The sequence below is a fragment of the Sessilibacter sp. MAH3 genome (assembly GCF_054658275.1).
Map to the genome: position 1 here is coordinate 25653 of NZ_BAAGIE010000021.1, position 19410 is coordinate 45062.

General features: G+C 47.6%; 20 protein-coding genes. 5 read left to right on the forward strand and 15 right to left on the reverse strand.

What is annotated here, in order from left to right:
• Window positions 1-29: 29 nt before the first annotated feature.
• The 13 genes from ACYQ2C_RS13175 to gspC all read right to left on the reverse strand — a co-directional run bounded on the left by ACYQ2C_RS13175 (window position 30) and on the right by gspC (window position 13162).
• Window positions 30-1130 (reverse strand): FAD:protein FMN transferase, encoded by a 1101-nt coding sequence (locus ACYQ2C_RS13175; protein WP_460049182.1) that lies wholly within the window; start codon window positions 1128-1130, stop codon window positions 30-32.
• A 55-nt stretch (window positions 1131-1185) separates the two neighbouring features.
• Window positions 1186-1980 (reverse strand): type II secretion system protein N, encoded by a 795-nt coding sequence (locus tag ACYQ2C_RS13180; protein ID WP_460049180.1) that lies wholly within the window; start codon window positions 1978-1980, stop codon window positions 1186-1188.
• Window positions 1981-2017: 37 nt separating this feature from the next.
• Window positions 2018-2494: a type II secretion system protein GspM gene (gene gspM / locus ACYQ2C_RS13185; protein WP_460049179.1), complete on the reverse strand. Its 477-nt coding sequence runs from the start codon at window positions 2492-2494 to the stop codon at window positions 2018-2020.
• Complete coding sequence (gspL, locus tag ACYQ2C_RS13190; protein WP_460103303.1) at window positions 2491-3735, reverse strand: type II secretion system protein GspL; 1245 nt, start codon at window positions 3733-3735, stop codon at window positions 2491-2493. Before gspL ends, gspM begins: the two co-directional genes overlap by 4 nt.
• 229 nt (window positions 3736-3964) lie before the next feature.
• On the reverse strand, window positions 3965-5008 hold the full coding sequence (gene gspK / locus ACYQ2C_RS13195; protein WP_460103301.1) for a type II secretion system minor pseudopilin GspK: 1044 nt from the start codon (window positions 5006-5008) through the stop codon (window positions 3965-3967).
• Window positions 4998-5729, reverse strand: a complete 732-nt coding sequence (gene gspJ, locus ACYQ2C_RS13200; RefSeq protein WP_460103299.1) for a type II secretion system minor pseudopilin GspJ — start codon at window positions 5727-5729, stop codon at window positions 4998-5000. The genes gspK and gspJ overlap by 11 nt, the downstream gene beginning before the upstream one ends.
• 5 nt (window positions 5730-5734) lie before the next feature.
• On the reverse strand, window positions 5735-6148 hold the full coding sequence (gspI, locus tag ACYQ2C_RS13205; RefSeq protein WP_460049174.1) for a type II secretion system minor pseudopilin GspI: 414 nt from the start codon (window positions 6146-6148) through the stop codon (window positions 5735-5737).
• On the reverse strand, window positions 6148-6801 hold the full coding sequence (locus ACYQ2C_RS13210; protein ID WP_460103297.1) for a pilus assembly FimT family protein: 654 nt from the start codon (window positions 6799-6801) through the stop codon (window positions 6148-6150). Before ACYQ2C_RS13210 ends, gspI begins: the two co-directional genes overlap by 1 nt.
• Before the next feature lie 2 nt (window positions 6802-6803).
• Complete coding sequence (gene gspG / locus ACYQ2C_RS13215; RefSeq protein WP_460049170.1) at window positions 6804-7241, reverse strand: type II secretion system major pseudopilin GspG; 438 nt, start codon at window positions 7239-7241, stop codon at window positions 6804-6806.
• Window positions 7242-7300: 59 nt separating this feature from the next.
• Window positions 7301-8542, reverse strand: a complete 1242-nt coding sequence (gspF, locus tag ACYQ2C_RS13220; RefSeq protein WP_460103294.1) for a type II secretion system inner membrane protein GspF — start codon at window positions 8540-8542, stop codon at window positions 7301-7303.
• Window positions 8543-8544: 2 nt separating this feature from the next.
• Window positions 8545-10089, reverse strand: a complete 1545-nt coding sequence (gene gspE, locus ACYQ2C_RS13225) for a type II secretion system ATPase GspE (RefSeq protein WP_460103292.1) — start codon at window positions 10087-10089, stop codon at window positions 8545-8547.
• Between the two features lie 14 nt (window positions 10090-10103).
• Entirely contained in the window at window positions 10104-12122 is a 2019-nt protein-coding gene (gene gspD / locus ACYQ2C_RS13230) for a type II secretion system secretin GspD (RefSeq protein WP_460103290.1), read from the reverse strand.
• Between the two features lie 8 nt (window positions 12123-12130).
• Window positions 12131-13162 (reverse strand): type II secretion system protein GspC, encoded by a 1032-nt coding sequence (gene gspC, locus ACYQ2C_RS13235; protein WP_460103288.1) that lies wholly within the window; start codon window positions 13160-13162, stop codon window positions 12131-12133.
• A 607-nt stretch (window positions 13163-13769) separates the two neighbouring features.
• Here gspC and ACYQ2C_RS13240 point away from each other — a divergent pair.
• The 3 genes from ACYQ2C_RS13240 to ACYQ2C_RS13250 all read left to right on the forward strand — a co-directional run bounded on the left by ACYQ2C_RS13240 (window position 13770) and on the right by ACYQ2C_RS13250 (window position 16560).
• The gene (locus ACYQ2C_RS13240; RefSeq protein WP_460103285.1) at window positions 13770-14273 is read left to right on the forward strand and encodes a hypothetical protein; all 504 of its coding nucleotides are present in this window, start codon (window positions 13770-13772) and stop codon (window positions 14271-14273) included.
• A gap of 65 nt (window positions 14274-14338) precedes the next feature.
• Window positions 14339-15931, forward strand: a complete 1593-nt coding sequence (gene gshA, locus ACYQ2C_RS13245) for a glutamate--cysteine ligase (RefSeq protein WP_460049159.1) — start codon at window positions 14339-14341, stop codon at window positions 15929-15931.
• 26 nt (window positions 15932-15957) lie between these two features.
• Window positions 15958-16560 (forward strand): acyl carrier protein phosphodiesterase, encoded by a 603-nt coding sequence (locus tag ACYQ2C_RS13250; protein WP_460103281.1) that lies wholly within the window; start codon window positions 15958-15960, stop codon window positions 16558-16560.
• 29 nt (window positions 16561-16589) lie between these two features.
• Here ACYQ2C_RS13250 and ACYQ2C_RS13255 read toward each other — a convergent pair whose 3' ends face one another.
• Window positions 16590-16754, reverse strand: coding sequence for a DUF3012 domain-containing protein (locus ACYQ2C_RS13255; RefSeq protein ID WP_460103279.1), 165 nt, complete (start codon window positions 16752-16754; stop codon window positions 16590-16592).
• Between the two features lie 119 nt (window positions 16755-16873).
• Window positions 16874-17764 carry a LysR family transcriptional regulator gene (locus tag ACYQ2C_RS13260; RefSeq protein ID WP_460049156.1) on the reverse strand — a complete coding sequence of 297 codons (891 nt, stop codon included), beginning with the start codon at window positions 17762-17764 and terminating at the stop codon, window positions 16874-16876.
• Window positions 17765-17885: 121 nt separating this feature from the next.
• Between ACYQ2C_RS13260 and ACYQ2C_RS13265 the strand changes: the two genes are divergently transcribed.
• Together ACYQ2C_RS13265 and ACYQ2C_RS13270 are read left to right on the forward strand one after the other, a co-directional pair.
• Window positions 17886-19070, forward strand: a complete 1185-nt coding sequence (locus tag ACYQ2C_RS13265; RefSeq protein WP_460103276.1) for a YbfB/YjiJ family MFS transporter — start codon at window positions 17886-17888, stop codon at window positions 19068-19070.
• A gap of 66 nt (window positions 19071-19136) precedes the next feature.
• A complete protein-coding gene (locus tag ACYQ2C_RS13270; RefSeq protein WP_460049153.1) occupies window positions 19137-19352 on the forward strand; it encodes a 2-hydroxymuconate tautomerase family protein in 216 nt (71 codons plus the stop codon).
• The last annotated feature ends 58 nt before the right edge of the window (window positions 19353-19410 follow it).

Genomic DNA, 19410 nt, shown 5'->3' on the forward strand with positions numbered 1-19410 from the left:
GTTTCGAGAAATCTTTGGCGACCCAATCCTTATTGGGATGGATCTATAAGTCCATTCGAATACACAACTTTGCCAAATTCGGTGATTAAAATTGCTTCGTAGCCATTCAGTTTATTGATCATGGCGAGGCCTTTTTCGGCGCCGAGCACAAACACCGCCGTTGATAATGGATCGGTATTAAACCCTTCTGGGCCAATAACGCTGACGCTGATTAATCCGTGACTCGATTTGCCCGTTTTCGGATTCAGTATATGGTGAACTCGCTCACCGCTGTGTTCGTCAATGAAAAAACGTTCGTAGTCACCGGATGTTGAGATGGCTTCATTTTGTAACGGTAACTTAAGTACCTGCTGTTCTTCCCAACTCAGTTTTTTATCGTCAAGGCGTGGGTTTTTAATGCCAATTAACCATGGTCGACCGCGATTATCGCCAAGCAGCCGCGTATCACCACCGGCGTTTACGCTGCCGTGACGCACTCCGTTCTCGGCTAATATTTTTGCGCCACGATCTACAGCGTATCCCTTGGCTAATCCGCCAAAATCAATCTTAACCGCCGGGTGGGTGAATTTTATGCTGCGTGTCTGAGGATTCCACCGCAAACGATCGCGGCCTATGGCTGGGAGGTTTTGGGTAATTTTGTCGTCGTTTGGGGCGATCTTTTCGCGGTAATCATAAAAACGCCCTACCGAGGCAAAGGTAACATCAAACGCGCCATCGCTAATTTGGTTCATCCAAAGGGATTTATTAATCAAAGACGCAAACTCGGGTGACACAATTTGCGCTGTTTTGTAGGCGTGAAGGTTAACCTGTGACAGTTCACTGGATTCTATGTAGGGACTGTAGGTTTGATCAAAGCGCTCCATTTCGGCCTTGATTAAGCCAAGAATGTGTTCGGCGCGATACTTTTGTTCGTTAACTTGTGTTTTGAATTGTTCGGGGTTGGTATCTTGCAGTCGTGCGTCTGGGTCATCGAGCCAGAAGCGCGCACCGACCGAGGTGCCCATAATGGCCCAATTCTCTTGAAACCACTTAGCGTGGCCATGACTGCAAAACAGCATCGCAACCAGTAACAAGACGGTTTGTGCGGACACCGAGTGAACGGATTTTGTGAGATCTGAAAACTTAGGCACATTTAGCCTTTAAATCTGCGTAATGCGACCGGTTCAACCGGCCGCAGACGAGTGACTAGAAGCTCCAAGAGATTCGATAGCCATTATCAGAAGGCTCTCCAACCGAAGCCGCCATGGTTGGTAATATGGTGGCTAAATCGGGATGAGCAGAATCGCGAACGCCGACTTCACCGGTGAACAGTATGCCTACATCGTCGTTAGGGCGCAGTGTGGGGTTGTAGTTGGCGTCTAGATCGACCAATACTGGGCCGCCAAGGTCTTGAAGATCGATGTTGATACCCTGCTGGCCATCGCCGGAAAGTCGAGCGCCGAAGCTGCCAACGCGCAACCATTTTTCGCCATCGTGAAATGCTCCCTCTCGCCAAGACACGCTGCCATCAATCGCTTTTACGTGTTCTCCGTCGAAGTCACCCTCACTAATGATGACCGAAAAATTTCCCGCCAATTGAGTGGGTGAAAAAAGATTGGTAAGGCCCGCAGGAAAGTTGGCCTCAAAGTCACTGAGCGTTACGGCGCCGCTACTGCTTACACAGGCTAAACCAGCGGCATTTTGGTTTTGAAACGAGACCTTGATGTCGGCGCATGGTGTCAGCGTTAACAGGCTTGTGGGATGCAAAGACCAAGACAGTTCACCGAGGCTGTATAGGTCGCCACCAAGAATGATTTGCGTGGAACCCGAACGGCCAGTCCATAAGGTGCCGTTGATTTCTGACATACGCAAACCCGGCGCCGCTTGGGTAAAAGCGTAGGCAGCCCAAATTGCTGGAATACGTGCGATCAACAGGATTATCAGAAGAAGAATAAGGCCAAACCAGAGCCGCTTTTTGGTTAGGATATTTGATTGAGTCATGTGCGTCTAAGTCGTTACGTTCCAGTAAAAAAAGGGTTTATCGGGCAAGACGAATACTTACCGAGACACGACCGCTGGTGCGTGTTGGTGTCACGGTAAGCTCTTTGGCTTGCAGCCCTTCTTCGTATTCCATTTGGTAGAGCCACTCAATGACTTTCCCGTATTCGGCTTCTTCTAAACGCAGCCGCACTTCGCCTTCGCGTACCGGTTGGAAGCTGCTCATGCGTAAGCCGCGCAAACGTAGACTTCTGTCGATCAACTCACTCAATGGCGCACTAGAAACCTTAGGGCCGCCGCCGGTTTGATATTCTTTAAGCTCAAGCGCCATTTCGCGAACGCGAGCCAAACTCTCGGAGGTTGACTGTGTGGATAACTTTTGATTAGCGAGAGTGTTCGCCGATGGTTCGAGCAAAAGCCACCAAATAATCGCCAAGCCAATGGCTACAGAGCAAATGAAAAGTGCAGCTTGGTCTCGACGACTGAGCGTTGCCCAATATTCGTTGATGGCGTTCATTGTCCACTCCTTATACGCAGCCGAGCCTGAACACCGTTCGGAACAGATGAGGTTCCCTGTAATTCAGCGACTAGCTGGCTTCCTTCTAATTCTGCCCGTAAGCGATCAATCTGCTGGAAGTTTGAAGACTCTGCCGTTAAGCGCATGTCACCTTCTACAAAGTTGATGTTCTTTACCACCACATTTTCGGATGCAGCGATGATCGGGGTAATTTGTGCAAGCAACGTTGTGACGGATAATCCACCCGCGCTGCTGTTGTCTTTAAATTTGGCAAGTTGGTTGCGCAGTTGACGCTCGGGATCGGCCATAACACCCTGTGGAACCGCTGATCGATACGCTTGCTCGACTTGAGCCAAATAGGCTTTTTGCTCGCTTTTCAGCTGGAAGATTTGTACCCAGTTTCCGCCCAAATACAGCACACAGGCAATGGCTGCGGCAATTGCCGCAGGGCGCCAGGTTTTCCACCAGCGGGCAACTGGCAGTGCTCTACCTAAGGCATATTGGCGAAGATTAATGGGTGGCAGCAATTCCATGCTTAAGCTCAGCCACTGATCCCATTGCTGGCTGGTGGCGATCTCTTGATAAGCATTGGGTAAGTGGTTATGCAAGGTTTGCAAATCTTCAAAAGATTGTCCGTAGAGCTTTACTTCGGTCGGACGCTCTGCCTCTTCGAAGGTCGCTGCGAGAGACTCCAGAGAGGCGGCGAGCATATCTAATTCGATGAGATAACCAAGATCTTTATCGTAACGGACTTCAACAAGGCTCTCGTCGCCTAACCAGCGAATAGCCCACTGTTTATCAGCTCTGGGAAGCAGTAAAAACAACGGCAAGCAAACCGTGATTTCTGCGCCCGCTGATTCTATGGTGTCGATCAGGGTTTTAAGAGGATCGATGGGGGTGTAAGCAACGGTAACAATATCGTTTTCAAATTGTCCGTAAGCGAAGTGCATGTTGTCGACGTTGCCAATAATTTGCTCTTCTAATTCGTAGGGCATTAGGTTGGCAATGTGGCGCTTTTCTTTAGATGAAAAGGATTGAGCCAGCATAACAAGATCGCAGGAGCTAAGAGCCAGCCATACTTCTGCATTGGCGGCCGATTGCGCCTGACTCAAGTCAGTGGCAGAACCTTGCATGGCTGGACCCATCCAGTCGCCGTCTTGCGCAAGTCGCCAAGTTAGCGCTGGGCTTTGCGGGTTTTGACCTGCAATTGAGCTGTCGTAAATCGCGATAATTCTATTCATACACTTCCATGCTCGGAGCCAATCCGATCAACGTTCGTTCTCTATTGTGTTCAAATTAAGCTGTGTTCAAATTTAGCGCTGTGACTACCGTTTGAGCCTCTGGTCAACGCATCCCTGATTTTATTCGAGGCCAAACATTGGCACTGTCATTTTCAATGTCTTTAAATTTCTAGGGGCTAGTGTAAGGCCTTTCTAGTATTACGAATATGTCAGTTTTAATCAGACATTCTTATAAGTTGAAATCGCTGCGTTGAATAATTTTGGCGTCGCCGTTATCGCGTAATATTAGGCTGTACTGGGTGCGTCTTTGTCTACCGACTTCAACTTCTGCTTTCAAAGTGAAATAACTGGTGTTAACCGTCAAACCATTCGAGCTGACGGTACCCAATGGCGTTAGTGACGAAATTACGCCACTGTCGAGAAACTCCGCAATACCAATATAACCCGAACCTGCTCGATCTAGGAGCATCTGTTCACCGTCTGCCTTAGATAGCGGTGTTAGGTCGTTCTCTAAATTAATGGTGCGCAGCAATAGTGGTTTCGCGGTATTTACATTCAAACCGTTACTGTCGGGCAAGGCGGTAATGTAAGGCTCCAAAGCATCGAACAGTTCTGGAGTCATGGACTTTACCAAACGCAACTCGGAAATGCTTTTTAACGGGCCATTTGCTGGACGAATCGGTGGGTCTTCACGTTGATATTCCAGAGATTCGGCACCGCTAAAACCAAAGCTATCATCATCGGGATCAATCCAGTCAATGATAGGCTGCAAGATCTCGATGGCGTCTGAGATCGACATTGGATTTTCTTCATCCAACAGCTGTAGCAGTCGAATGAATCTTTTCTGATCCGATGTGTACCGCTCTGGACTGGTGTCGCCCGTGCCGTTGTCTTGGTTCTGCACGGCAAGACGATTAACGTCGAACTTACCTTGAGCGTCTTCGAGTTGGCCTTTTAGAAAACCTTCATCTAAAGGAAAAGGTTGTTCCTGTGCCCAAGGTTCTTCTAGGCTGTCTACCAATTCGTTATCTTCGCGATCACTCTCGAAGTCTTTCTCAAGCGCGAATCGACCAAGTTCTTCTGCACCGAGCAGATATTCCTGAGCTTGATTGCCGTGGAAGCGACTCTCTGCTAGCAGTAGGGTTCGATCATGAGTTGTAGCAAGACCAATGGCCAAAGCCGTCACCAAACCAACAATGATTAACGCGGCGATTAAAGCGACGCCGTTTTGATGTGTCGAGGGTAGGTTTAGTGCTCTGCGATTATGAATCACGGTTACCTCGGTTATTATTATCGTTGTCCTGATTATTACCCTCTCCAGAGCCGCCTTCCCCAGAATTATCTTCGGGTGGGGCTTCATTACGAGGGTTGTTAATTTCAGTAACAATCGTAAATAAACGAGTCATGCGACCGAATTCTTCGGTTTCGATGGTCACCTGTACCGCAATAGGTAGGCCAGTGGTGCCGCGCTCGGGCCATTCATCGACCCATGGCCCTTCGGCACTTGTTGAACCTAAGGGTAAAAATAAGATTTGGAAATCTGTGACGCCCTGTAGCAATGCGATGTCTTCAGCGTCTTCGAGAGTTGCGTCTATGGTTTCAGGCCAAGTGTCGCGGTACAGAATTTGGTCTTGGTATCTATAACCTACTTGTAATAGGGAGCTTCGTCTTAGGTCAACTGGGTTTGGTCGACCACTGCGAATAAACTTTATCAAATAGTTGTTATCGATCTCTGTACCAAAACCGTTATCGGTGGCGATACCAAACAAGTAACTGGTTCTGGCAACGGTGTGTTTAAAGTCTGTTTCGAGAATGCGCATGGCGCGTGCTATCGAGTTGATATCTGTCATAGCCTCACGGCTGCTTTGCGCGCTATTTATCGAAGATGTCAAAGCCAGTGAAGCCAACGTCAAAACAACGGCGGTAAGGGCAAGAGCCACCAATAATTCAATCAGGGTGAAGCCTTTGGAGTTAGAAATAACGCGTGGTGTCACGGGCTTCACTTATAAATAAATGCTGAGAGTGTAGCTGTGGGATAATCGCGAAGGTCGTTCTCGTCGGCAGCTACTGCTATGTTGATACGGATCATGTCTTCTACGGCAGTGTCTTGGGACTCTGCGACCCAATACCAGGAAACACCAGCAAACTCGGTCGAGCCGGTTTGGCGTCCGTCGAGAATTCGCCCGGTTAACTGATGATTGATGCGAAAGGTTTGCAGCTGATCATGGGCAACCCACTCGGCCAAGGTGCGCTCTCTCAGCTGAAATGTATTATCGCTTTGGCGGCTTACCAGAGTGAGCAAAGCTGGCAGCGCCACCGCAACAATGACCAAAGCAACAACGACCTCAATTAAGGTGAAGCCCTTGTTTTTGTTCACGAATGAGTGAGTCGAGCAAGCCTTCGTTGATAGCATTACTGAACTCCAGATTGAGCAGTAAGCTCTTTTTCTGCTTGTCGTTCACGCCATATAACCTGCCCTACAGAGTTAATATCTATGTGCTGGTAACGATCTTCAAAATTAGTAACGCCTTCAGAAGCGCGAGGAGTAAGTCCGAGTATTACCGTGGCTCCCAGGGCTTCGCCGCCACCATAAAATACCAACGCTGGAACAATTTCCTCTTCCTCGTCTTCTCCATCTCCCTCGGTCTGTCTGTCGAGCCATAGATAAAAATCGAGTGGTTTGTCGTCGATTTCAATGCTTAGCTCAGCAATTTCTGGAGGTCTGATCGGCGTTAATTCTTCAATTTTTTGCCATTCGTCATCACGCCAGCGATACCAAAGCAGCTCCCATTGATCTTGACTCGCAGTTGAGTTGGCTGGATCTTGAAGAGCAGGTACTAAGGCAATGTGTTCACCGGTAAACAGGGATTGATCCGCGGCAAATTGAAGTTGATCAAAGAGGTCTTCGGTATAGTCCTTGAGCTTATCGCCGTTGTCGTAGGAGAGAATATTGATGGAGGCAATGCCTGCAAACAGCCCCACAAGCAATACCACGACGACAATCTCAATCAGAGTAAACCCTGATTGAGATTTTGGAGGTATTTTTGACAACTGCTGGCAGGGCACGATTATTCAGGCTTATCCCAAATGTTTAGATCGGCGTTTTGGCCTTCACCGCCGGGAACGCCATCTGCACCGTAGGAAATAATGTCATAGTCGTGGCTTTCTCCAGGACTGATATAGACATAATCGCGTTGCCAAGGATCTTGAGGTACTTCGTTTAAGTAACCACTCTGAGGAAACTTGCGAGGAACTGGCTCAAGAGAGGTTTTTTCGACTAAAGCACCTAAGCCTTGCTCGGTTGATGGATAAACAAAGTTATCCAAGCGGTAGGATTTTAAAGAGGTTTCGATGCTGCGGAAGTCTGCATAGGCACGTTGAATATTGGCGTCATCGACGTTTTTGAGAACGTTAGGCGCCACAATCCCTACTAACAGCCCCATGATCACCAAGACCACCATGATTTCAATAAGCGAGAAACCCGCGTTTTTCGTTTTCTGGTTCATAACCCTTCATCCATTAAAAATTACAGTCAAATCGTTTTTGAACGTGTAGCTGCTCTGATCTACGCAAGCTGGTTGAGTTCAAAGATGGGCAACAAAATTGCGATCATAATAAAGGCGATAGAAATACCCATAATGACAACAATGGCTGGCTCGAAGATACCCATAACCGTGGTGAGCATCATTTCTAGCTCGCGCTCTTGGTTGGTTGCACAGTGTTTAAGTTGTTTGTCCAGTGTACCGTTCGCCTCACCACTGGCAGTCATTTGCACAAGCAATGGTGGAAACCAACCGGCGTTTTTTAAGGCTTTGTGTAACGATCCACCTTCTTGTACGGAGCGACTGACATCGGTGCAAGCATGACGCAGCGCAGTGTTAGATAAAACCTGGGTGGCAATTCTTAGCGCCTGTAGCAAGGGCACGCCACTTTCTACTAAAAGGCTGAGTGTTCCAGCAAATCGCGAACTCTCGGCAAGTAGAATGACATCTTTTACGAGGGGTACCTTTAGCGTGAAGCTGTGCCAAGCGCGTAGGTTCTTCTCGTTTTTTAGCAGCGATTTAAAACCAAAAATCGCGGCGATTATGGCAATGAGTATGTAAATACCGTAGTTGCTCAGGCCGTTACTTGCTCCAATTAGAACCCTAGTGATAAAGGGTAATTCTCGCTCGCTACGTTGGAACATACCAACAAGGTCTGGAACCACAAAGACCATCAAGATAGCAACAACGCTGACACTCACGCACAACAACACAATGGGATAAATCATTGCCGCTTTAAGCTTACTTGCCGTGTATTGGCTACGCTCAATGTATTCGGCAAGCTGCTCTAAAACCTGCCCTAAATAACCTGAAGATTCACCGGCGCGAACCATGGAGCGATACATGTTATCGAAGCTTTTTGGGTGCTCGCCGAACGCCTGTGCAAGTGAGTGGCCTTCTAGAACGCGACTGCGAATACTCAATAAGATTGATTGAGTTGAAGGTTTGGTGGTCTGTTTGGCGGCGGTATTGATCGCCTCGTCTAGAGGCAGACCCGATAACAGTAGAGATGCCAACTGACGGGTGATCAGGGCTCGTTCTTTAACTGTTAACTTAGGGCCAAATAAGCTTGATAGAAACGATTTGTTCTTACTCGCTTTAGCGCCGGTATTTTTAGACTTTTTATCGTTAGTTGACGATACGGTTAAAGGTTTGAGTTGTTGTGTACGTAACTGAGCGCGAACTTGACGTTCGCTGTCACCTTCGATAACACCTTTAACGGTTTTACCCGTCGAATTAAGAGCTGTATAAGTAAATGCTGCCATGATTACATCGCCGTGGTTACACGCATGACCTCTTCAATGCTGGTATCGCCGGCTAAAACACGCTTGCGACCATGCTCGGTGATGGAATCAGATTGGGTGCGAGCTTCGGCTTCGAGCACATGCTCACCCACGTCTTCGTGAATAAGCTTACGCAGACGATCGGTGATCTCAATCCACTCGTAAATTGCACTTCGACCACGATAACCTTGGTGATGGCATTCATCACAGCCGACGGCACGGTATATGGTATCTGTGGCTGACAGGTTGAGGTGACGTTGTTCGGCCGGTGTTGGATGATCTTCGCGCTTACATTTGTTGCACAGCATTCGAATTAAGCGCTGTGACATTACTGCGGTCAAGCTCGAAGACAACAAGAATGGCTCTATGCCCATGTCTTGCAAGCGTGTTACCGCACCAATCGCCGTATTGGTATGCAGGGTTGATAACACCAAGTGACCCGTCAAACTGGCCTCAACGGCAATGGAGCCGGTTTCTTGGTCTCGAATCTCACCGATCATCACCACATCCGGGTCTTGACGCAAAATTGCCCGTAGGCCGCGTGCAAAGGTCATATCAATTTTTGAGTTAACTTGAGTTTGACCAATGCCCGGCAGCATATACTCCACCGGATCTTCAATGGTCAAAATGTTCCTACTGCGATCGTTGATGTGCGACAAACCAGCATAAAGAGTGGTGGTTTTACCGGAACCGGTAGGACCGGTCACCAGAATAATGCCGTGCGGTTTATTCAATGAGCCGGAAAAGCCTTCGTAAACCGCTTCAGGCATGTTGATTTGTTTCAGCGATAATTGGCCAGCAGTGGTATCCAGCAGACGCAATACCACGCGTTCGCCATGTGCCGAAGGAATTGTAGAAAGTCGAATATCGAGGCCGTGACCGGCGAGCTTTACCGTGATGCGTCCGTCTTGAGGTAAGCGTTTCTCGGCAATATCGAGCTTCGCCATAACCTTTAAACGGGAAACCAACAAAGGTGCTAAAACAGCTTTGGGCGACAACATTTCGTTGAGAACGCCGTCGACACGGAATCGAACGGCTACGCGGTCTTCGTAGGGCTCAATGTGTATATCCGATGCCTTCTCGCGTACCGCCTGAGACAAAATGGCGTTGATTAGACGAATAACCGGTGCGTCGTCGTTGCCGGAAAGCAGCTCTTGGTCATCGCTTAATTCTTCAGCCAGAGAGCCAAGATCGATATCGCTGCCAAGATCATCGGCAACTTCGTCTGCGGCTTGTTGTGCAGAGCCGCTGGAGCCGTGATACATCTCTTTGAGTGCACGTTGGAATTCTTCATCAGATATGGCGACGGTTATAAAGCCGCGGCCGAGATGACGTTGCAACTCAAGCAGCATAGGCAGGCCTAAGCGGCCGCGATGAAGAATTTGTCCGTCTTTCAAAATGACGCCATGGGCGCTGGCATAATGAAACGGCAAGGCTCGTTCGTAGTCCTCATCAACCGGGGCGGCAGCCACGGTTGATGGGTCTAGTTCGATGGTTTGTTCTTCGGTGTCAAAGGCTTGTTCTGCCATGATTAAATCCGGGCCTAGTTACTTTCTTCGCTGGTTTCTTCTTGCGGCTTGTCTTTTTTCTTCGACTTCTTCAAGCGCTGAGCTTCAAGTTCGGCAGCCTTAGTAGCGTAGCCTGATAAGTCGGTCTCTGGAGAGATCGGCCACTCAGGAACAACGGGCAGTAAATCTTTCTTCAGACTGAGACCTTTTTGGCGACGAGCGCTGAGCTGCTGTTCGCGAATAAATTTGTATTTTTCAGCGGTGGTGCCGGTTAGCGTTTCGTCATCGCGAATAACAGTGGCGCGGATAAATACCAATAAGTTGGTCTTGGTCACTCGATCACTGTTAGAGCGGAATAAACGCCCCATAACTGGAATGCTACCTAAAATAGGCACGCGGGACTGGAAGGTTTGCACGTTATCGCGCATTAGTCCGCCCAATACGACAACTTGGCCATCACTGGCTAAGACTTGAGTGGTGATGGAGCGTTCGTTGGTGATTACATCCGACGCACTGGTTTCACCAGTCAAGCTTGATACTTCTTGCTCGATATCGAGAATAATTTTGTCGCCTTCGTTAATGTGTGGCGTTACGCGCAAGGTGATACCAACGTTTTGGCGCTCGATAGTCTGGAACGGGTTGTTCACGTTACCTTCGGTGCTGGTAAAGCTACCGGTTACGAAAGGTACTTCCTGACCGACGGAGATTTCGGCTTCGTGGTTGTCGGTGGTTAACACGCTCGGCGTTGAAAGAATGTTTGAATTGGTTTTTTCTTGCAGCGCGTTAACCAAAGCAATAAAGCCTTTTTCGCCGTCGAAATCGCCGACACCAAAAGTAGTGCCAGTGATCGAGCCGATAGCGCCAGCAAGATCTTCGATAACATCGTCGTCATCCGATAATGCGATTGAGCCTGCGCCCGACAAGATGCCATCACCCAGTGAGCTGGAGCCAAAACCACCGTTTTCAGAGGCGAATAACCATTGAATACCTAAATCTTTGCCGTCAACGTCTTCAAGCTCCGCAATAACCGCTTCAACTAAGACTTGAGCGCGGCGAATATCGAGCCGTTCAACGACTTGTAACAATGAGTCGAGAGTATCGCCTTCGGCGGTGATCAATAGTGCGTTAGTAGATTCGTCAGCTTCTACCGACGGGCGAATACCACCGCCGCCAGTTGCTGCCGCAGCATCACCGCCACCTTGTGACAAGTTTTGCAGGAGCTGCTGAAGGGTTTGCGCAACCTCGGTGGCATTGGCGTATTCAAGATACAAAACGCGCACGTTACCGGTTTGGGCTTGCGGACGGTCAAGACGAGCAATCAAATCTTTTACTCGGTTGCGTTGTACCTGGTCGCCGCTGACCAATAAAGAGTTGGTCCGAGCGTCGGCAACCATTTTTAGGCTACCGGTGTCTTTTCCGGCATCGCCACTGAGCAATGCTTCCATCATTTGCAGAGCATCAGAAACCGGTGCATATTCAAGCTGAATAACTTCGGTTTGAGATACGGCGGCGCCGTCAATTTGTGCAATAACTTGCTTGACGCGCTCAATGTTGGCGGCGGTATCAGAAATTACGATGGAGTTACTGGGGTCGTAAGCTGCCATGTGTGCATGTTGAGCGACCAGAGGACGTAATACCGGCAGTACTTTAGCCGCTGAAATGTTGCGCAGTGTAACAACTTCAGTGATGTATTCATCACCAGCTTGTGCGGCCTTTTCACCGGTCACAGGAATGGGTGAAGAGCGTACGTCTTTGTTTGGTACAACACGCACCACGTTACCGTTTTCAAAAGCGGTAAAGCCGTGTAACTCTAAAATAGATAATAATAATGCGTAAGCTTGATCGCGAGTAACTTCACCGTTGGTAAATACCTGCACCTTACCTTTAACGCGTGGATCTATGATCACGGTTTTATTGGTGGCTTCGGCAACAAAGCGAATAACCTCAACAATATCAGCGTCGTTAAAGCTGAGGGTTAGTTTCTCAGTTTCGCGGTCCTGTGCGTATGTGTGACCGGCACACAATAGTAGCGCTGCTAACAAAAATCGGCGCACGTTAATCCTCACTCTTCGGTATTTGCATCAAGCTCGATGTTTATAGATTGGCTCTGGCCATCGCGCAAAAGGGTGACTCTTGCGCTGGTGGCTTCACGCATTTCGCGGTAAACCTGTGTAATGCTGCCAGAGTTATTCAGCGCAATGCCGTTTATCTCTGTAACTATGTCGTTAGGTTGTAAGCCCAACTGGTCAAAAATTTCTCTGTCGCGGCCTGGGCGAATTCGGTAGCCGACAATATCGGTACCCTCACGAGCCACGCTAAATTTAATAACTTCGGCGAGTGACTTTGGCGCTCGCGTAACTACGCGAGGTTCAGTATCGTCTTCGTCGTCGTCATCCTCGTCATCGGAAGCGGTGGATGAATTGGGGTCAACGCCCGCCTCTTCTAGCGCTTCGTTAAGAATTTCTTGTGGGTCACGGGTAACTCGACCCAGTGAAACATTGCTACGAGCAGAATCGTTTCGCGAGTTACCTAAGTCACTGTTAGGTTCAAAGAGACGAAGAGATTCGTTATTACCGTTGTTATCGAGGATAACTTGATTTGCTTGAACCTGAAGTAACTTGACATTGTTGCCACCGGGTAGGCGATCGCCAACTTTGTACGCTTTTTCGTCGCGCGCATGAGCGATAAAGGCTTCAGAGTTTTCTGGGATGCTACTTTTAATAACACCCTTCAATGTTAGGTTCAGAGAGGTCTCGCGAGCATCTTCGATGATATCGGTGGCGACTGGAGCAACCTCTTCAACTGCTGCTGTGGCATCAACAGAGCCAAACAATTCAATAGCGGCTAAAGATTCAATATCGATTGAGCCTTGATTTGCGCCTGTATTGACCTCAATAACCACATTTCTAGGAGCCGCCGATGACGGTTCTGGGAGAGTAGGTGCAGGTAATAAGGCCCAAAATAGATTTGCAAGGTTACTGCAAGCCCAAAGTAGAAATACCACCACCAAAATATTGCGAGCCAATATCAGCGTGCTGGGCTTGCCCAAGCTTTGCTTAAGTATCGCTGGTAGATGACTAACTGCTTGATTCATGTCTGAGCTTCTGTTGCAAGTTTAGATGTTGGTTTTTGAATTACCGTTGTACAAAAAATGATAGCTTCTCTGAGTCCCAGCTCAGATGGTAGAAATTAAATTTGGTTCTCGCTGTGATAAAAACGGAACTTATTGATTTGTTCATATGACGAACTCAATCAATCCATAATACCCGTTATCGATTGCGGCCTTCTACTGCCATCCTTAAAAAACCGTTGTTTATAATTACTTTTTCAGTAATTAGTTTAAGTATTGTTTCAGTGGTCGCCCAAAAAATAATCATTTTTGAGAAGTCGACGACTCTCAAAATATTAGGCACTTGTGCACCGAAATTTTGAAAAACGCTAAAATAATCGTTAGCAAATATTGGCAGCCAAATTGTTATTGCTTTAGCAATTCACTTTTGGCCGACGCATAATGCTACAAAATTATGACGGTTTGGCGTCACTAATTTACAGGTATAAAGTCGAAAAACATCAAGCTGGGTGCCACCATTTAAGCGATCCTGCTCAAATTTTGGCTTTAGAGCGGAGGTTTTCTCCAAAAACCGATCGGTTAATATAATAACTCCGATTACCCAGCTGACGTATTAGTTTAGGAGCACATCATGAGTAAAATTTTCCTTTTGCAAAATCACCAAGGATTTTTCCTCAATCGTCAGGGGTTATGGGTCAGTGGTCGTGAGCCCGCAGGGCTATTTCGTGCCGTTAATAAAGATGAGGCGGTTAACGAAGTTTTTGAGGTAAGTGCTCGCGATTATAGTCAACGTATTAGCATTGTTGAGACCGAGACCACAGAAAAGGGTGTGCCTGTTGTTGATCCGAGTTGGATCTCTGATTTACCCGAGCCGGGCTCGATAGTTGCCGCATCCGATGAAGAGATCGCAGTGGCAGAAGAAACCGGCACGGAATCTGTTAGCGATGAAAAAACCAACGATGAATTCGTATTGGAACAAACTTTTGTTCAAGATTTTGGTGATAAGACTATAGAATTCGTTGCTGATCAAAACCACGCTGGTGCAGACTCAACGACCGACGAAACCGATACCGTTGAGGCTGAGTCGTGTGACCCTGATGAATACACTGAAATTACTGCCGAGCAAACCGCATAAATAATCTCGGTAAGCGGGTAGTGTTTGTAACAACGGCTTTGAATTAAGCCGATTAAGGAGGCCTCTTGGCTACGTTCGACAAACTTCTTAACGATCTTAAAAAGCCTGAAAACTCTCCGCTTTTGTATGGCATTTTGCGTGGCCTAGAAAAAGAAAGTCTACGCGTGACGGAGGCTGGTGAACTGGCCCAAACTCCGCATCCTAAAAAATTGGGGTCGGCATTAACCCACCCGCAAATCACCACAGATTTTAGCGAATCATTGTTGGAATTCATTACTCCGCCTTCTCATCAGGTTGGTGCAGTTATCGAAAACCTAATGGCAACGCATCAGTTTACCTACGGTCATTTAAACGGTGAGCATCTTTGGCCGGCAAGTATGCCGTGTCTTTTAGAAGACGATGAAGATATTCCGGTCGCTCTTTATGGCAACTCCAACGTTGGCCGCATGAAAACCATTTATCGGCTGGGGCTAGGTCATCGCTATGGTCGTAAAATGCAGACCATCGCTGGCATACACTACAACTTTTCACTGCCAAGCCCGTTCTGGGCGCATTTACACGGTCTAGAGCAATCAAAACTGGATTTACAAGAATTCAGAACCAACCGTTATTTCGATCTAATTCGTAACTTCCGCCGCTATTTTTGGTTGTTATTGTATTTGTTTGGCGCATCACCTGCGGTATGTGGTTGTTTTGTGGAAGATAAAAACCACTGCCTAGAAAAATTTGATGACGAGGGCAAAACCTATTACCGCCCATACGCAACATCGCTTCGCATGGGTGATTTAGGCTATCAAAGTGATGCGCAAACCAGTCTGTTGGTTGATTACAACGATTTACGTTCATATCTTCGCACGCTTTGTCGAGCAATCAACACCCCTTACGAGGGTTACCAAAATATTGGTACCCGAGACGAGACCGGTGAATATCTGCAGTTGAATACTTCGCTGTTACAAATCGAAAACGAGTTCTACAGTTCCATTCGTCCCAAGCGCACGGCACGTACAGATGAAACTGCATTAACGGCGTTGTTCTATCGCGGTGTTGAATATCTTGAAGTGCGCTGTTTAGATTTAAACCCTTATGAGCCGCTGGGTATTTCGCGCGATCAGATGTTGTTCTTAGATACCTTCTTGTTGTATTGCTTGTTAACACCAAGCCCTCAAACCTTCGAACAGGAATTCCGTGCCATTCAAGAAAACCAAAAACGGACGGTTTATAACGGCCGTGATCCCGCCATTAAGCTGATTGATAATGGCGACGAAAAGCCGCTGCGCAAATGGGGCCAAGAGTTGTTAACGGCCATGGAACCGGTGGCAGAATTGTTAGATCTTTCCTGCGGCAATCAAGGCTACATGAGTGCTCTTAAAGCGCAATCTGCGGTGATTGAAGATCCTGAACTTACGCCTTCTGCGCGAGTTTTGCGCAATATGCGTGAAAACAACCAGACTTTCTTCGAACATACGATGGAGCTCGCTCAGCAGCATTCACAGTACTTTAAGCGGGTGGGTATCGATGATTCTGCCAATGAACGCTTACAGGCCATGGCTGAATCTTCTCTGTTGGAGCAAGCCACCATCGAAGTTAAAGATGATCTAGGCTTTGATGAATACCTAAGCGATTATTACGCCCAATACGACTTTTGCGCACGCGCGTAATTAGGTTGTTAGCCGCTGGTTAAGCCGTGAATTATCTTGCCCACATTTTAGTATCTGGCGATCTTGAAGATCATCAAGTGGGCGGATTTCTTGGTGATTTTGTTAAAGGGCCGCTTACCGGCGCTTGGCCTTTAGCCGTTGAGCAGGGCATTTGGTTGCATCGCAAGCTAGATGCTTGGTCCGATCAAGATTCAACCTTCAAATCGATTGCCGAAAAGTTGGGGGCAAAGCATCGTCGCATTGCGCCCATCATTATTGATTTGGCGATCGATCATTTCCTGTGTTTGCAGTGGTCGCAATTTCACGATCAAACTCTGGAATCGTTTACTCAAGATTTTTATCAAAATCTGTCGCGATTTGAGTCGATTTTACCGAAATCTGCGCAGATTTGGCTGCAACACGCACAAAATACCGATCTGTTGGCGGGTTACGGAAATCTTCCCAGACTAGGTCGAATTGTGGATAGCATGGAGATGCGTCGCCGAAGACCCTTGGGATTGGATCAAGCCTTCGTTGCATTTTTGCAGCATTACGACGAGATCGCAGAAGGTTTTGACGCTTTATTTCCTATGTTGCAACAACGTGCCCGGCAACATCTTAATGAGCTGCCCGAGCACTTTAAGGGTTAACTATTCTGTAGAGCGCTCTATTTGAGTCTCTATTTAAACAAGCAGTATTGAGCAAAGTCTTTGGCTTCGTTTACCGTCCAGTCGCCGCTGGGCTTTTCCTTCAATTGTTCACACCATTTTTTGCTACCCACCTCTGGTGCACAGCCTGCGAGTGTAAATCCAATCAGAGCCACAGCAATTACCATTAATTTCATAACACCATTCCAACGTTAAGCGACATTATTGTTGGTGCGCAGTTTAGCGAAACTTGGCAATCTTAGTAACGAAAAGTCTGTAACGAACTAGATCAGTAACAAACTAATCCAGTAACAAATTAGGCCACAGCGGATTGTTGAGTCTCAACGGAGTGAGGTTTGGAAATACCTTGGCCGATAACCGCTTGGCGAAGTGTCGTTAATGCGGCTAACTCGGTTTCACGCTGATGGCAAATCATCAGTGTTGGCACTAGGGCGAGACTTTTAGGAACGCGCTCAATAATTAATTCGTCTCGAAAGCGGCTCGATTCCACCACCCAGCTTGGCATCAGCGTTAGTCCTAAACCCACGCTCACGCAACCTAAAATGCCGTCGAGTGTGCCGAGTTCTAAGATTTCTTGAGTTTGTTTTCCATACAACGATTGCCATTGCAAAGCGCGATCTCGATAGGTGCACCCTTCGCGAAACAGCATCAACGGTGTATCGGGATTTTGGTCGTGCTTGGCGCGCACCAGTACCAGTTCTTCCACCAAAACTTCATCGGTGCTTAACGCCGGATTTTCGTAATGACCGCCGATAAACGCGCAATCAAGCTTATGTTGTAACACCTTGTTGATGAGTGTTTGCGAGGTGTTGGTTTCGATTTTAATCTGAATACCCGGATGAGCTTTACGCAATTCTTTTAGGGCGAGAGGTAAGCGATAGGACGCAAAGGTCTCCATGGTGCCAATACGAATTTCACCGCGGTTGTAACCCACCTCTTTTACCGCCAAAGAAGCGAGTTTTTCCATTTGAATGAGTTCGCGAGCATGTTTGGCGAGTTCTCGTCCACTGGGCGACAGCTCCAAACCACGGCCGCTGCGATAAAAAAGCTCGGTTCCAAGTTCTTGTTCTAAACGCTTAATGCGACTGGTGACGTTGGATTGAACCGTATGCAGTGCCTTAGAGGCCGCTAGCACACCGCCCTCATCAATAACGGCAAGAAAGGTTTGTAAGGCCTGTATTTCCATGATGTTAACTCGTTGAAAACTTAAGTATCTCAATTAGAGAATAATTACATCTGTATAATTCGCTTGAAGAGATTAAAGCGTTTAATTACTGTTTGCGCAAGAATTTGAAAGGTGTTTGTAAATGGTTGTATTGAGCGAACAGTCGCGAGTCATGGGTGCTGGAATTGCGAGTCTGTTGCTAACCATAGGCATCGCTCGATTTGCCTACACGCCGTTATTGCCCATTATGCAGTCACAAACCGGATTAGGTTTGGCCGAAGGCGGTTGGTTGGCCTCAGGTATTTATTTGGGTTACCTGTGCGGTGCTTTTATAGCTGCTAGCGTGAAGAGTTTAGCCACCAAAGATCTTTTCTATCGCATTGGTTTATTGCTGGCGGTTATCAGTTCGGCTGGCATGGCCATTACCGAAGACTTTTGGCTGTGGATGTTCTTCCGCTTTTTAGCCGGACTCAGCGGTACCGCAGGAATGCTCTTGGCTTCTGCGCTGATTTTAAATTGGCGAACCAACCGACAACTTCGTCCAGAGCTTGGTGTGCACTTTTCGGGCGTTGGTATTGGTGTGGTGTTTACAGCGCTGTTGGTTGAGGTTGTAGGTGACCTGTTTGACTGGCGCCAGCAATGGCTTCTATTAACGGCTATTTCGGTAGTTTTGGCGTTTATCGCTTGGATTTGGTTACCCAAGCCCGATGACAATGCCAAAGCCAAGCAAGCGACTGCGCAAGACAGTCCGCCAAGCCCTGGGTTTTTCAAATTATTTTTGGTGGCCTATTTCTGCGCCGGAATTGGTTACGTGGTGAGCATTACTTTTATTGTTGCCATCATTGAAGAACTACCCGGATTGCAAGGCTTAGGCAGTTGGGCGTTCATGATTATGGGGGTTGCCGCAGCACCGGCGTGTATTCTTTGGGATATCGTCGCTCGGCACATTGGTTATGTGATGACGTTGATTTGGGTTTCGGTCATCCACGTTGTGGGTATTTTATTACCGGTTCTTATTCCCACGTTTACCTTCGCATTTATCGGTTGTGCACTGTTTGGCGCTACCTTTATCGCACTTGTAAGTTTGGTGTTGACCATGAGTGGCCGCTACTTTCCAAGTCGTCCCGCCAAAATGATGGGCAAGATGACGGTTGCCTATGGTTTTGCGGTGATACTTGGCCCTGCCGTGACGGGTTTGTTGGCCGAAAAAACCGGCAGTTACGCCTCGGGTTTGTATTTTGCCGCCGCCGTTATGAGCTTGGGGTGCGTGTTATTTATTGGTTTAAAGCTGTTGGAACGCAAGGAACAGCTTGCCGCCACAACTTAGGGTTTACCTAAAAGCGTCGCAATTATTGGCGCAGCTATCTAAAAGCAAGCAGTAGAGGAAGTCATCATGCCTTATGTGAACATTAAAATAACCCGCGAAGGGGCAACCGCAGAACAAAAAGCCGAGTTAATCGCCGGTGTTACCGAGTTATTGCGTACCACCCTCAACAAAAATCCGGCTACCACTGTGGTTGTTATCGATGAAGTTGAAACCGACAACTGGGGTATTGGTGGCGAAGTGGTAACCGAGCTTCGCAAAAAAGCAAAAGCAGCCAGTCGTTAACTTCTTTCACCAAGTGATTCAAGTTTTGATCGTTGTACATTGCCGAGCAATAACGGTT

Coding starts and splice junctions, on each gene's coding strand:
- ACYQ2C_RS13180 (WP_460049180.1), bottom strand. CDS start 1,980: ATGACTCAATCAAATATCCTAACCAAAAAGCGGCTCTGGTTTGGCCTT.
- gspM (WP_460049179.1), bottom strand. CDS start 2,494: ATGAACGCCATCAACGAATATTGGGCAACGCTCAGTCGTCGAGACCAA.
- gspL (WP_460103303.1), bottom strand. CDS start 3,735: ATGAATAGAATTATCGCGATTTACGACAGCTCAATTGCAGGTCAAAAC.
- gspI (WP_460049174.1), bottom strand. CDS start 6,148: ATGCTATCAACGAAGGCTTGCTCGACTCACTCATTCGTGAACAAAAAC.
- gspG (WP_460049170.1), bottom strand. CDS start 7,241: ATGAACCAGAAAACGAAAAACGCGGGTTTCTCGCTTATTGAAATCATG.
- gspF (WP_460103294.1), bottom strand. CDS start 8,542: ATGGCAGCATTTACTTATACAGCTCTTAATTCGACGGGTAAAACCGTT.
- gspE (WP_460103292.1), bottom strand. CDS start 10,089: ATGGCAGAACAAGCCTTTGACACCGAAGAACAAACCATCGAACTAGAC.
- gspC (WP_460103288.1), bottom strand. CDS start 13,162: ATGAATCAAGCAGTTAGTCATCTACCAGCGATACTTAAGCAAAGCTTG.
- ACYQ2C_RS13240 (WP_460103285.1), top strand. CDS start 13,770: ATGAGTAAAATTTTCCTTTTGCAAAATCACCAAGGATTTTTCCTCAAT.
- ACYQ2C_RS13255 (WP_460103279.1), bottom strand. CDS start 16,754: ATGAAATTAATGGTAATTGCTGTGGCTCTGATTGGATTTACACTCGCA.
- ACYQ2C_RS13260 (WP_460049156.1), bottom strand. CDS start 17,764: ATGGAAATACAGGCCTTACAAACCTTTCTTGCCGTTATTGATGAGGGC.
- ACYQ2C_RS13265 (WP_460103276.1), top strand. CDS start 17,886: ATGGTTGTATTGAGCGAACAGTCGCGAGTCATGGGTGCTGGAATTGCG.
- ACYQ2C_RS13270 (WP_460049153.1), top strand. CDS start 19,137: ATGCCTTATGTGAACATTAAAATAACCCGCGAAGGGGCAACCGCAGAA.